Raw genomic sequence first — 12,956 nt, forward strand, 5'->3', positions numbered from 1 at the left:
CCATGGCCAACTGGAAGCTCATCGGCGCAATCGCGGGCGGTCTCATCGTCGTGGGCGCCATCGGCAGCGCCGTCGACGGCGGCGGCAGCGCCGACACCGCGGCGCAGACGCCGTCCTACGCCACCGCCAAGGCGGCGACGCCCACACCCGCCGTCGCCGACGACAAGCCCGCCACGTCGAAGGCGGAGACGAAGTCCGTCCCCGACTTCGTCGGTATGGGCCTTCAGTCCGCGCAGGACGCCGCGCAGGCCGCCGGGTTCTACGGGCTGAAGTCCCACGACTCCCTCGGCCGGGCCCGTCATCAGATCCTCGACCGGGACTGGAAGGTCTGCTCCCAGAACGTGAAGGCGAACAGCGACGCCTCCACCGACAAGGTGCTGGACTTCGGCGCGGTCAAGCTGGAGGAGACCTGCCCCGCCCACGACGAGGCCGCCCCGTCCGCTGCGGGCGGGACGATGCCGTCGTTCACCGGGAAGAGCGTGGCGGCGGCGCGGGACGCGCTGGACTCCGGCACCTCGTTCACCGTCCAGGACGCTTCCGGGCAGGACCGGTTCATCCTGGTCGAGTCCAACTGGAAGGTGTGCTCGCAGGAGCCGGCGGCCGGGGCGAAGGTGAACGGGCAGCCGGTCACCCTCGGCGCGGTGAAGTTCGAGGAGAGCTGCGGGTAGCGCGCTACGACCCGCTGTAGTTGAGGTCGTCGCTCCGGCTCTCCGCCGCTGCCGTCACCGGTTCGGGGCGGTCCCAGGTGCGAGTGATCGGACCGGACACCGACCGCCACCACGGGTCGGAGGGCACTCGCCCCGCCGGCTCGAAGGGCTCGCCCGGACGGGGCGAGGCCACGGTCTGGCCCACCGCTTCCGCCGCGTCCTTCGTCCACTCCCCCGGCTCCGCCCACGCGTGCATCGCCAGGTTGAAGGTGCCCCAGTGGATGGGGAGGAGGACGCCGTGCGGGGTGCCGGACTGGAGGTCGAGGTGGGCGCGGACGCCCTCCTCGGGGGTCATGTGGATGTCGGGCCAGTACGGACTGTAGGCACCGATCTGGATCATGGTCGCGTCGAACGGGCCGTGGGCCGCGCCGATGTCCTTGAAGCCGTCGAAGTAGCCCGTGTCCCCGCTGTGGAACACCTTGTGCTCCGCGCCCGCGACGACCCAGGACGCCCACAGGGTGTGCTGGGTGTTGCGCAGGCCCCGCCCGCAGAAGTGGCGGGCCGGGGTCGCGGTGAGCGTGACGCCGCCGACCTCGGTGGACTCGTGCCAGTCCAGCTCGCGCAGCCGGTCCGGGGACACCCCCCAGTGTTCGAGGTGCGCGCCCACGCCCAGCGGGACGGCGAACAGGGTGTCGGTCCCGGCCAGCGCCTTGATGGTGGGCAGGTCGAGATGGTCGTAGTGGTCGTGGGAGATGACCACCACGTCGACCGGGCCGAGCGCGGCCAGCGGCAGCGGGACGGGGTGCAGCCGCTTGGGCCCCGCGAAGGGGAACGGCGAACAGCGCTCGCCCCAGACCGGGTCGAACAGCACCCGGTGCCCGTCGATCTCCACGAGCACGCTGGAATGTCCGAGCCATGTCACCCTGAGCCCCGTCACCGGCGGCTTCGCCAGGTCGGCCAGCGTGGTGGGGTGCACCGGGATCGTGCCGTGGGGCGCGCGGACGGGACGCGTGTCCTTGTCGAAGAACGCCTTGGCGAGGTCCAGCGTGGAGCCGGAGGGCCGGGTACGGGCCGTGCCGCCGGGGTTCTGGAAGACGCCGTCCTTGAAATGCGGGGAGCGGTGGATGCGCGCGAGGCGCTCACCGCGCGGTTCCGCGCCGAAGGCCTCGGGCTGTAGCGCGCGGAGCCCGGAGCTCTGGGAACGCAGACCGGTCACGGTACCTCCAGGTGGAGTCGCCGAGGCGCTCCGTCGTCGTCGGCTGCTGCCGCGGCGGCCCGGAGCCGCCGTGGGCCGGGCGACCCGGCCACTCGTCCCAACGTCCACGCCGCCCTCACTGTTCCCGAACAGTGTTCCGGATAAGCCCCACCGCGAGGGGTCGACTCCGTTGCGTGCGGACGACGGACACGCGACGAAAGCGCGACAAGGGCCGCCGCCCCCGCGAGCAGGGGCGGCGGAGCGCCTCACGCCACCGACGCGATGCGCATCCTGATGTCGCTCGGCGACAGCGCGCCCTTGGCCACCACATGGTCGCCGGAGGACTCCCCGCGCAGCCGGCGCCCGATCCACGGCACGAGGTGCTGCCGGGCCCAGTGCACGTCGTCGCGCCGGATCTCCAGCGTGCCGCGCGGCGGCAGCGCCGGCCACGCCTGCTCGGGGTCGGCCGGGATCTCCAGGCCGAGCACCTGTCCGGCGCGCAGCGCCACACGGGTGTGGCCCTCGGGCGAGAGGTGCAGCCGGTCGCCGTCCCAGGCCCTGCGGTCCTGGACGGACTTCAGGGACCACAGGTCGAGCACGGGGCAGTTGTACCGGTCCGCGATGGCCCGTACATGACCGTTGTACGTGGCGATCTTGCCGCGCATGTGCTTGAGGAGCGGAACGCCGCGGGTGTCGAAGCCGGTCGCCACCAGCACGGTGCCGGCGCGCGCCGCGAGCTGGGCCACGGCGCGCTCGAAGCGCTCGGCCGTCTCGTCCGGGTCGGTGCCGGGGCGGATGATGTCGTTGCCGCCCGCGCAGATGGAGACGAGGTCCGGGGCGAGCCGCGCCGCCCTGGACACCTGGTCCGCCGCTATCTGGTCGAGCAGTTTCCCCCGCACGGCGAGGTTGGTGTACCTGAAGTCGCCTTCGGGTCGCCGGTCGGCGAGGAGTACCGCGAGCCGGTCGGCCCAGCCGACGAACGCCCCGTCGGGGCCGGGGTCGCCGACGCCTTCGGTGAAGCTGTCCCCCACCGCCACGTACGACCCGATCACTGTCCTGTTGTCATTCTCCGAATCGTCTGCCACGTCGGACCATGATTCACCTTCGGATGTGACCTACGCGACCGTAGGCAGGGGTTGACGAACGGTGATATAAGCCACCGTTAAAGAATTTGCCAATCGAGGAATAGGTCCCCCGGCCGTCATGTTGAACGGGCGATCATGGCGGCCGCGGACGGGAAAACCGATGTCGTATCGTCGGCTGTGCGCCCGTCGACGAGCCGCGCGGCGGGGCGGAGCCTTCCAGGAGCACCCGTGACGCAGCAGGTCCCGTCGACCGAGCCCGAACTGGCCGCAGTCCGCAACTTCCGTGACGTGGGCGGCCTGCCGACGGTGGACGGACGCCGGGTGCGGTACGGGGTGCTGTTCCGCAGCGGACATCTGGCGCACGCGACCGAGGACGACGCGGCCTACCTCTCCTCCCTCGGCCTGCACACGGTCTTCGACTTCCGCAACGCGGCCGACCAGCAGCTCGAAGGCCCCGACGTCGAACTGCCCGGCGTACGGAACGTCAACGTCCCGCTCAGCGACCCTGCGGACGGCGCCGAGTTCTGGCGGATGGTGCGCGACGGCGACCTCGACCAGCTACGGGGCATCCTGGCGGACGGCAAGGGCGCGGACCGCATGATCGCCTCGTACCGGAGGATCGTCACCGACCGCACCGCCGAGCACTCCCGTGTGCTGCACGCGCTGGCCGAGGACAGCGTGCCCGCCCTGATGCACTGCGCGGCCGGCAAGGACCGCGCGGGCATCTCCGTGGCGGTGACGCTGCTCGCGGTGGGCGTGGAGCGGGACGCGATCACCGCCGACTACCTCGAGTCCAACGCCAAGCACCGCCGCTACAAGGTCCGCCGCAGCGGCGACCAGGCCAGCGCGTACACGCCCGAGGTGATGGAGCTGCTCAGCCCGCTCTTCGACGCCCGCGCGGAGTACCTCGCGGCGGCCTTCGACAGCATCGAGGACACCTGGGGCGACGTGGACGCCTACCTGGAGCGGGGGCTGAAGCTCTCGGACGGTACGCGGGAGCGGCTGCGCGAGCGCCTGGTCGGCTGACCGGCGCTCCCGTCCGCCCTCAGCCCTTGGCGCCGAGCGAGAACAGCAGGTAGAGGAAGGCGGCCAGGACATGGCCGAGGGCGACGTAGACGACCAGCCGGACCCACAGGGCGCGCGGCAGCTTCTCTTCCATGTCACTCATGACGGCTCTCCGGTGGGGTGGCCCAGGCACAGGGTGGCCGTGGGGCTCTGCAGCAGGGTGTGGACGAACAGCAGCTCGACGCCGTCGTGGTCGTCGGCGTTGAGGCGGTGCGGGGTGAGCGAGTCGAAGTGCGCGCTGTCGCCGGGCGCGAGCAGATGCGCGCTGTCGCCGAGGCGCAGCCGCAGGCGGCCCCTCAGGACGTAGAGCCATTCCTCGCCGGGGTGGACGCGCACGATGTCGCCCTCGGCGCGGTACGGCACGCGGACGCGCAGGGCCTGCATGCCGCGGCCGGGGGCGCCGGCCTGGAAGTAGGTCCAGCCGGCGGCGCGGGTGGGCTCCATGTCGGCGGCGCGGACGATGGCGTCCCGGTCGGCGGCCGTCTCACCGAGCAGGTCGGAAACCGTCGTACCGTAGATGCGGGCGAGGGCCAGGAGCATCGGCAGCGAGGGCTGGCGGTGGCCGGTCTCCAGCCGGGAGAGGTGGGCCGGGGAGAGCCCGGCGGACCCGGCCGCGGCCTCCAGGGTGAGACCGGCCCGGCGGCGCAGGGCACGCAACTGCGGCGCCACGGCGGGCAGGTCGTCGCCCTGGCCCGCCGGTGAGGCCGCTTCTGAGGCGTTCATGCCTCCATTCAGCCCGACTTTTGCCCCTCGGGCAATTTTCTTGCCTCAGAGGCAAAAGTCAGCGTCCGGCGACCGCCTGCTTGATCAGGGTCCGGCCGAAGTCCCACATCAGCCCGCCCCCGCTGTGCGCGTCGTCCATGACGGCGGTGAAGGCGTCCACGAACCGGTCCACGTCCGCCTCGTCGATCACGAGCGGCGGGATCAGTTTGATCACCTCCAGGTGGTCGCCGGAGACCTGGGTGAGAATCCGGTGCCGCTGGAGCAGCGGGACGACGACCATCTGCGCGAACAGCCCCTTGCGGGCTGCCTGGAGCATGGTCCAGCGGCCGCGCAGCTTCAGCGAGTCGGGGCGCCCGAACTCGATGCCGATCATCAGCCCCCGCCCGCGCACGTCGGCCAGCAGCTCGTACTTCCCGATGAGCGCGGCCAGCCGGGACTTCAGCAGCTCGCCCATGGTCCGGGCACGGGCGACGATCTGCTCGTCCTCCATGACCGCGAGCACCGCGAGCCCCGCGGCCATGGCCTGGGCGTTGGAACCGAAGCTGGCTGAGTGCACCAGGACGCGGTCCATGGACGAGTAGACCTTCTTGAAGATCCAGTCCTTGCCGAGCGTGGCGCTGACGGGGACATAGCCGCCGGAGAGCGCCTTGGCGACGCACACCAGGTCGGGCTCGACGCCGTCCTCGTGCTGGTAGGCGTAGAAGTCACCGGTGCGGCCGAGGCCGGTCTGCACCTCGTCGGCGATGAGCAGCGCCTTGTGCTTGTGCAACAGCTCCTGCGCGGCCCGGAGATAGCCGGGCGGCGCCTCGTGCACGCCCTTGCCCTGGATCGGCTCCACGATGAGGGCCGCGACATCGCCCTTCCTCAACTCGCTTTCCAGCGCCGCGAGATCGCCGAGGGGGACGGCGGTGTCGGGGAGCAGGGGGGCGAAGCCGTCGCGGAAGCCGTCCTCGCCGTTGACCGAGAGGGACCCGGTGGTGAGGCCGTGGAAGGCGTGGTCGCAGTAGAGGACGCGGGGGCGGCCGGTGGCGAAGCGGGCGAACTTCAGCGCGGTCTCGACGGCCTCGGTGCCGCTGTTGCCGAAGAACACCCGGTCCAGGTGCGGGCTGTGGGTGAGCAGTCGCTCGGCGAGCAGGCCGGGCAGCGGCTGGCAGTCGAAGCGGGTGAGGTCGGCGAGGGAGAGGTCGAGCACGTCGTGCAGCGCCTTGCGGACGACCGGGTGGTGGCGGCCGAGGCCCATCACGCCGAACCCGGCGAGCATGTCGAGGTGGTCGTTGCCCTCGGCGTCGAAGAAGTGGGCGCCCTCGGCCCGTTCGTAGACCTTGTCGAAGCCGATGGTGTGCAGCATGCGCGGGAGCTGTGGGTTGAGGTGGCGCGTGTGCAGGTCGTAGCGCTCGGCTCCGCGCGCGGCGAGGAGGGCTTCGAGGTCGAACTCCGTGCTCATTCAGCTCTCCTGGTTCTGCCGGCCGCCGACGTCCTTGACGGCGAGGCTCGCGCTGATCCGCCCGGCGATCTCCACGGGCGTGAGACCGATGTCGGCCAGCACCTCGCCGCGTTTGGCGTGCGCGAGGAACTGGTCCGGGATGCCGAACCGCCGTACGGGCACGTCCACGTCGGCGTCCCCGAGGGCCAGCGCCACGGCGGAACCGACGCCGCCCGCACGGCTGTTGTCCTCGACGACGGCCACCAGCCGGTGTTCTGCGGCGAGTTCCGGCAGGGCGGGATCGACGGGCTTGACCCAGCGCGGGTCGACGACCGTGCAGCCGATCCCGCGCGCGGCGAGCAGCGAGGCGGCCTGGAGGCAGACGGGCGCCATCACACCGACGGCGACGAGGAGTACGTCGGGCCGGTCGTCCCTGTGGAGGACGTCCATGCCGCCGACGTGTCCCAGCGCCGGGATCTCGGGGCCGGCGGACTCCTTGGGGAAGCGGACCAGGGTGGGGGCGTCGTCCACGGCGACCGCCTCGCGCAGTTGGGCGCGGAGCTGGGCGGCGTCGCGCGGGGCGGCGATCCTCAGACCGGGGACGACCTGGAGGATCGACATGTCCCACATGCCGTTGTGCGAGGCGCCGTCGACGCCGGTGACCCCGGCACGGTCCAGCACGAAGGTGACCCCGCAGCGGTGCAGGGCGACGTCCATCAGCAGTTGGTCGAAGGCGCGGTTGAGGAAGGTGGCGTAGACGGCGACGACCGGGTGCACTCCCCCGGTGGCCAGGCCCGCCGCGGAGACGGCCGCGTGCTGCTCGGCGATCCCCACGTCCCAGACCCGGTCGGGGAACCGCGCGGCGAACGGGCCGAGGCCGACGGGGTGCAGCATGGCCGCCGTGATGGCGACGACGTCCTCGCGCTCCTCCCCGATCCGGACGATCTCCTCGCCGAACACCGAGGTCCACGAGGGCCCGCCGGAGGGGTTGAGCGGGGCGCAGGTCAGCGGGTCCATCACGCCCACGGTGTGGAAGTGGTCCTCCTCGTGGGCGAGGGCGGGCGCGTAACCGCGGCCCTTCTCCGTGAGGCAGTGCACCAGCACCGGGCCGTGGAACCGCTTGGCCCGGCGCAGCGCGGACTCGACGGCGCCGATGTCATGGCCGTCGATGGGGCCCACGTACTTCAGCCCCAGGTCCTCGAACATGCCCTGCGGGGCGAAGGCGTCCTTGAACCCCTTCTTGGCGCCGTGCGCGGCCTCGTAGAGCAGGCCGCCGACGACCGGGGTGCGCTGGAGCGTCTCCTTGCCCCAGGCGAGGACCTGCTCGTAGCCGTCGGTGGTGCGCAGCGTGGCGAGATGGTTGGCGAGACCGCCGATGGTGGGCGCGTACGACCGCTCGTTGTCGTTGACGACGATGATCAGCGGGCGGTCCTTGGCGGCGGCGATGTTGTTCAGCGCCTCCCAGGCCATGCCGCCGGTCAGCGCGCCGTCACCGATGACCGCGACCACGTGCCCGCGCTCCCCCAGCACCTGGTGCGCCTTGGCGAGGCCGTCGGCCCAGCCGAGGGAGGTGGAGGCGTGGCTGTTCTCCACGATGTCGTGCTCGGACTCCTCGCGCGAGGGATAGCCGGACAGGCCGCCCTTGCCGCGCAGCTTGGAGAAGTCCTGACGGCCCGTCAGCAGTTTGTGCACATAGCTCTGGTGTCCGGTGTCCCACACGATGCGGTCGACCGGTGACTCGAAGACCCGGTGCAGGGCGATGGTCAGTTCCACCACGCCCAGGTTCGGGCCGAGGTGCCCCCCGGTCCTCGACACCGCCTCCACGAGGAACTCGCGTACCTCGCCGGACAGTTCGTCCAGTTCTTCCTGTGACAGCGCCTTCAGGTCGCGTGGTCCCCGGATGCTCTCCAGAATCGTCACGCCGGCCCCCTCTCGGTCCGTGCCGTGCTCTGCCTCAACCCACCTGGTCCGCCTGGCCGGTCTCCTCGGCCAGCCGCATGGCTTCTTCGATGAGGGTCTCCACGATCTTCGACTCCGGGACGGTCTTGATGACCTCGCCCTTCACGAAGATCTGACCCTTGCCGTTGCCGGACGCCACACCGAGGTCCGCCTCACGGGCCTCACCGGGGCCGTTCACCACACAGCCCATGACCGCGACCCGCAGCGGGACCTCCATACCGGTCAGACCGGCGGTGACCTCCTCGGCCAGCTTGTAGACGTCCACCTGGGCGCGACCGCACGACGGGCAGGAAACGATCTCCAGACCCCGCTGCTTCAGGTTCAGCGACTCCAGGATCTGCAGACCGACCTTGACCTCCTCCACCGGCGGAGCCGACAGCGAGACCCGGATGGTGTCGCCGATGCCCTCCGACAGCAGGGCGCCGAACGCCACGGCCGACTTGATCGTGCCCTGGAACGCCGGACCCGCCTCCGTCACACCCAGGTGCAGCGGGTAGTCGCACTGGGCCGCGAGCTGCCGGTACGCCTCGATCATCACGACCGGGTCGTTGTGCTTCACCGAGATCTTGATGTCCCGGAAGTCGTGCTCCTCGAAGAGCGACGCCTCCCAGAGGGCCGACTCGACCAGGGCCTCCGGGGTCGCCTTGCCGTACTTCTGCAGCAGACGCCGGTCCAGCGAACCCGCGTTCACCCCGATCCGGATCGGCGTGCCGTGCTCCTTCGCCGCCTTCGCGATCTCACGGACCTTGTCGTCGAACTGCTTGATGTTGCCCGGGTTCACCCGGACCGCCGCGCAGCCCGCCTCGATCGCCGCGAACACGTACTTCGGCTGGAAGTGGATGTCCGCGATCACCGGAATCTGCGACTTCCGCGCGATCGTCGACAACGCGTCCGCGTCGTCCTGCGTCGGACACGCCACCCGCACGATCTGACAACCCGACGCCGTCAGCTCCGCGATCTGCTGCAACGTCGCACCGATGTCCGACGTACGCGTCGTCGTCATCGACTGCACCGAGACGGGAGCCCCGCCCCCGACCGCCACCGGCCCCACCTGGATCTGCCGCGACACCCTGCGGGTCGCGACGGGGCGGGCCGGTACCTCGGGGACGCCCAAGGAGACGGCGGTCACGGCGTCACTCCCGGTTTCCGGACATGGTCTCCCGCATGGCCCGCAGCGACTCCTTCAGGGAGCCCATGGTGGCGAGGACGGCGGTGGGCTCGTAGCCGCAGTGCGCCATGCAGTTGGCGCAGCGCGGGTCCTTGCCGCGGCCGTACTTGTCCCAGTCGGTGTCCTCGACGAGCTCGCGGTACGTGGGCACGTAGCCGTCGCTCATCAGGTAGCAGGGGCGCTGCCAGCCGAACAGGGAGTAGTTCGGGATGGCCCATGCCGTGCAGGGGAAGTCGACCTTGCCCTCCAGGAAGTCCAGGAAGAGCGGGGAGTGGTTGAGCCGCCAGCGCCTGCGGTTGCCGCCGGAGAACGCCTTCTTGAACAGCTCGCGGGTCTGCTCGACGCCGAGGAAGTGCTCCTGGTCGGGCGCCTTCTCGTAGGCGTAGGCGGGCGAGATCATCATCTCGTCCACCTCCAGGTCGTCGTTGAGGAAGTTCAGTACCTCGACGATGGTCTGCGGGGTGTCGGTGTTGAAGAAGGTGGAGTTGGTGGTGACCCGGAAGCCGCGCTGCTTGGCCTCCTTGATCGCCGCCACCGCCTCGTCGAACACGCCCTCCTTGGCCACGGACTCGTCGTGCCGCTCGCGCAGCCCGTCGATGTGCACCGCGAACGCGAAGTACGGGGAGGGGGTGAACTTGTCCATCTTCTTGCGCAGCAGCATGGCGTTGGTGCACAGGAAGACGTACTTGCGCTTGGCGACGAGCTGGCGCACGATCTCGTCGATCTGCGGGTGCATCAACGGTTCACCGCCCGCGATGGACACCATCGGCGCACCGGACTCCAGCACCGCGCCGACGGCCTGGGCCACCGGCATCCGCTGCTTGAGCACGCCGGCCGGGTGCTGGATCTTCCCGCAGCCCTCGCACTTCAGGTTGCAGGCGAACAGCGGTTCCAGCTCGACGATCAGCGGGAACTTGTCCCGCTTGCGGAGCTTCTGTTCGGCCAGGTATGTAGCGACCTTGATGGACTGACGCAACGGCATGGCCATCTGGCTCACCTCCGGGGGAGCGGCAAGGAACGGTGCCATTCGAAAAACGCGGGAAGAACGGAACGAAGGACGCGGAAGGCTGATATTCCACCGCGCACCGTTCCGATCCGGACAAGTTCATGTTCAGGAGCGTCCACGACCACCCGTACGGCCGCAACCGGGCGGTCGCCCGCGCCGACGGCGCTCCGCAGGGTGGCCGCCGACTCCATGTCGACCGCGATCGCGCCGGTCGCCAGCAGGGCGGAGCGTTCCGGACCCCGGACCACGTGGTCGGAGCCGGTCAGGGGGCCGGTGTGGACGATGCGGCCGGGGGCGGCGCGCATCAGTTCCTTGACCAGCAGATCGGTGCGTACGCACGGGACGGTCCCGTGCGGGTCCCGGGTCTCCTCGGCGACCACCAGGTCACCGGGGTGCATGCCCGGTGCCAGCCCGGCGCAGAAGCCGGTGGCCAGCACGGCGGCGTCGGCCATCCCCGGACCGGCGAGCCTCCGGGCGACGGACCGCTCCGCCGCCCTGGGGCCCATGCCGGTGCGCAGGACGCTGAACCGCCCCCCGGCCCCGCCGCGGTCGCCGGTGCGCAGGGCGATCTTCTCGATGCCGAGCGCGCAGACGATCAGCAGGGGTGCCGAAGCGGGCCGGGATCTCATTCAGCTCCCTCCGAGCACGGCGCGACGGCCTCTGCGCACGGCCAGGGGCGCCTTGTCGAAGGGGTCGCCGTGCAGGTACCGGCCCAGCGCGGTGAGCGGGAACACCTGCCGGTAGAGGTGGTAGTTGATCGAGAAGTCCCAGGGGAAGCCGGTCCCGGTGAAGTACGGCTCGTCCCAGGAGCCGTCCTCCCGCTGGGTCGCGGCGAGCCACCGCACCCCGCGCTCGACGGCCTCGGAGCCCTTCTCCCCCGCCGCGAGCAGCGCCATCAGGGCCCAGCCGGTCTGGGAGGCGGTGGAGGCACCCCGGCCGCTCCATTCCTTGGCGTGCTTGTACGAGCGCAGGTCCTCGCCCCAGCCGCCGTCGTCGTTCTGGGCCCGCTGGAGCCAGTGCACCGCGCGGCGGATCGCCGGGTGGGAGGCGGGCATGCCGACCGCGGTGAGGGCGGGTACCACCGAGCCGGTGCCGTAGACGTAGTTGACGCCCCAGCGGCCGAACCAGGAGCCGTCCGCCTCCTGTTCGGCGAGCAGCCAGGCGATGCCGCGCCGGGTGCGCGGGTCGTGGGCGAGCCCCTCGGCCGCCATCATCTCCACGACGTGGGCGGTGACATCGGCGGACGGCGGGTCGATGACCTCGCCGAAGTCGCAGAACGGCAGCCGGTTGGGGAACGGGCTGGTGTTGTCGACGTCGAAGGCGCCCCAGGCGCCGTTCTTCGACTGCATCCCGAAGTTCCAGCGCACCGCGCGCCCGATCGCCCCGTCCACCTTGCCGGGGTCGGGGTGGCGGACCCGGCGCAGTGCGAGGGCGACCTCGGCGGTGTCGTCGATGTCGGGGTAGTTGTCGTTGTGGAACTCGAACGCCCATCCACCGGGCGGGAGTTGGGGGCGCTTGACGGACCAGTCGCCGGGGCGGCGGATCTCCTCGCCCAGCATCCAGTCGGCGGCCTTGACCAACTGGGGGTGGTCGGCGGGGAGTCCGGCGTCGGCCAGGGCGATGACGGCGAGGCAGGTGTCCCACACCGGGGACTGGCACGCCTCGATCATCCGGGCCCCGTCCTCGCGCCACACGGCGAACCGGTCCAGCGACTCCAGCCCGGCGCGCATCACGGGGTGTTGGAGGTCGTAGCCGAGCAGGTGCAGCGCGATGACCGAGTACACGGCCGGAGGCTGGATGCCGCCCCAGCAGCCGTCGTTCTCCTGGCGTTCGACGATCCAGCGCGCGGCGGCGTTCATCGCGGCCCGGCGCACCCGGCGCGGTACGGCCTTGCGTAGCCAGTGCACCACCCGGTCGAGCCGCTCGAAGGCGCCGTCCCAACTGGCCAGCGGCGAGAGCGGCTTGGGCGGGTTGGGGTTGGCCGGGTCGGTGTGCAGCTCGCCGAGCGGGAAGGGTGCCGGGCGTACCGGGCGCTTGGCCGAGACGATGGTCAGCGGCACGATGGTCTGCCGGGCCCAGCAGCCGAAGTCGTAGATGTTGAGCGGCAGCCAGGTGGGGAACCAGATGAGTTCCGGAGGGAGTTCGGGCAGGTCCTCCCACTTCCACCAGCCGAACAGGGCGAGCCAGATCCGGGTGAAGACTCGGGCGGAGGCGATGCCCCCGCGTTCGCGGACCCAGGCCGAGGCGCGTGCCATGTGGGGGGCGTCGGGGGCGTCACCGGCCAGGCGCAGCGCGACGTACGCCTCGACGGTGGCGGACAGCTCGCCGGGCCCGCCGTAGAAGGTCGCCCAGGCGCCGTCCGCGCGCTGCTCGCCCCGGATGAACAGGGCGGCGGCGCGGGTGGTCGCCTCGTCGCGGATGCCGAGGAACTGGCGCAGCAGGAGATCCTCGGCGTCCATGGTGACGTTGGTCTCCAGGTCGCCCTTCCACCAGCCCTCGGGGTCCTGCCCGGCGAGCAGGAACTCGGTGGCGCGCAGTACGGCGCGTTCGGCGGCCTGATGCGCCCCGGCCGCCAGGGGGGTGGTGCTGTCGGTGTCGCTGGCCGCGGCAGCGCGGGGCGGGATCGTGGCCCCGGTGCTTCCGTCGGTCGTCGCTGTCATGGCTTCCCCTTTAGGCAGTCGTACG

The 12,956-nt window shown here is 71.2% G+C and carries 12 protein-coding genes; 2 read left to right on the top strand and 10 right to left on the bottom strand.

Annotated features, from left to right (window positions below; genetic code table 11):
- Nucleotides 1-2 precede the first annotated feature (2 nt).
- Nucleotides 3-668 (top strand): PASTA domain-containing protein, encoded by a 666-nt coding sequence (locus tag HEK131_RS19230; RefSeq protein WP_244336308.1) that lies wholly within the window; start codon nucleotides 3-5, stop codon nucleotides 666-668.
- 4 nt (nucleotides 669-672) lie between these two features.
- On the opposite strand, the gene HEK131_RS19235 is transcribed toward HEK131_RS19230, so the two are convergent.
- Both HEK131_RS19235 and HEK131_RS19240 read right to left on the bottom strand, forming a co-directional pair.
- Nucleotides 673-1,863 carry an MBL fold metallo-hydrolase gene (locus HEK131_RS19235; RefSeq protein ID WP_244336309.1) on the bottom strand — a complete coding sequence of 397 codons (1,191 nt, stop codon included), beginning with the start codon at nucleotides 1,861-1,863 and terminating at the stop codon, nucleotides 673-675.
- Between the two features lie 245 nt (nucleotides 1,864-2,108).
- Complete coding sequence (locus HEK131_RS19240) at nucleotides 2,109-2,894, bottom strand: SGNH/GDSL hydrolase family protein (RefSeq protein WP_244452078.1); 786 nt, start codon at nucleotides 2,892-2,894, stop codon at nucleotides 2,109-2,111.
- 261 nt (nucleotides 2,895-3,155) lie between these two features.
- Between HEK131_RS19240 and HEK131_RS19245 the strand changes: the two genes are divergently transcribed.
- On the top strand, nucleotides 3,156-3,953 hold the full coding sequence (locus HEK131_RS19245; protein WP_217465486.1) for a tyrosine-protein phosphatase: 798 nt from the start codon (nucleotides 3,156-3,158) through the stop codon (nucleotides 3,951-3,953).
- A gap of 19 nt (nucleotides 3,954-3,972) precedes the next feature.
- Here the strand turns inward: HEK131_RS19245 and HEK131_RS19250 are convergent, their stop codons facing one another.
- The 8 genes from HEK131_RS19250 to shc are packed head-to-tail and all read right to left on the bottom strand — an operon-like array spanning nucleotide 3,973 to nucleotide 12,931.
- The gene (locus HEK131_RS19250; protein WP_161147777.1) at nucleotides 3,973-4,095 is read right to left on the bottom strand and encodes a DUF6126 family protein; all 123 of its coding nucleotides are present in this window, start codon (nucleotides 4,093-4,095) and stop codon (nucleotides 3,973-3,975) included.
- A complete protein-coding gene (locus HEK131_RS19255) occupies nucleotides 4,092-4,715 on the bottom strand; it encodes a helix-turn-helix domain-containing protein (RefSeq protein WP_244336310.1) in 624 nt (207 codons plus the stop codon). The genes HEK131_RS19250 and HEK131_RS19255 overlap by 4 nt, the downstream gene beginning before the upstream one ends.
- A 58-nt stretch (nucleotides 4,716-4,773) precedes the next feature.
- On the bottom strand, nucleotides 4,774-6,159 hold the full coding sequence (locus HEK131_RS19260; protein ID WP_244336311.1) for an aspartate aminotransferase family protein: 1,386 nt from the start codon (nucleotides 6,157-6,159) through the stop codon (nucleotides 4,774-4,776).
- Nucleotides 6,160-8,058: a 1-deoxy-D-xylulose-5-phosphate synthase gene (gene dxs, locus HEK131_RS19265; RefSeq protein ID WP_244336312.1), complete on the bottom strand. Its 1,899-nt coding sequence runs from the start codon at nucleotides 8,056-8,058 to the stop codon at nucleotides 6,160-6,162.
- A 34-nt stretch (nucleotides 8,059-8,092) separates the two neighbouring features.
- On the bottom strand, nucleotides 8,093-9,226 hold the full coding sequence (gene ispG / locus HEK131_RS19270; RefSeq protein WP_244336313.1) for a flavodoxin-dependent (E)-4-hydroxy-3-methylbut-2-enyl-diphosphate synthase: 1,134 nt from the start codon (nucleotides 9,224-9,226) through the stop codon (nucleotides 8,093-8,095).
- Nucleotides 9,227-9,230: 4 nt separating this feature from the next.
- A complete protein-coding gene (gene hpnH / locus HEK131_RS19275) occupies nucleotides 9,231-10,253 on the bottom strand; it encodes an adenosyl-hopene transferase HpnH (protein ID WP_217465473.1) in 1,023 nt (340 codons plus the stop codon).
- Nucleotides 10,254-10,258: 5 nt separating this feature from the next.
- Nucleotides 10,259-10,900: a 1-hydroxy-2-methyl-2-butenyl 4-diphosphate reductase gene (locus HEK131_RS19280; protein ID WP_217465474.1), complete on the bottom strand. Its 642-nt coding sequence runs from the start codon at nucleotides 10,898-10,900 to the stop codon at nucleotides 10,259-10,261.
- Complete coding sequence (gene shc / locus HEK131_RS19285) at nucleotides 10,901-12,931, bottom strand: squalene--hopene cyclase (RefSeq protein ID WP_244336314.1); 2,031 nt, start codon at nucleotides 12,929-12,931, stop codon at nucleotides 10,901-10,903.
- Nucleotides 12,932-12,956: the final 25 nt, after the last annotated feature.

The organism is Streptomyces seoulensis, from assembly GCF_022846655.1.
In the GTDB taxonomy this organism is placed as follows: Bacteria; Actinomycetota; Actinomycetes; order Streptomycetales; family Streptomycetaceae; genus Streptomyces.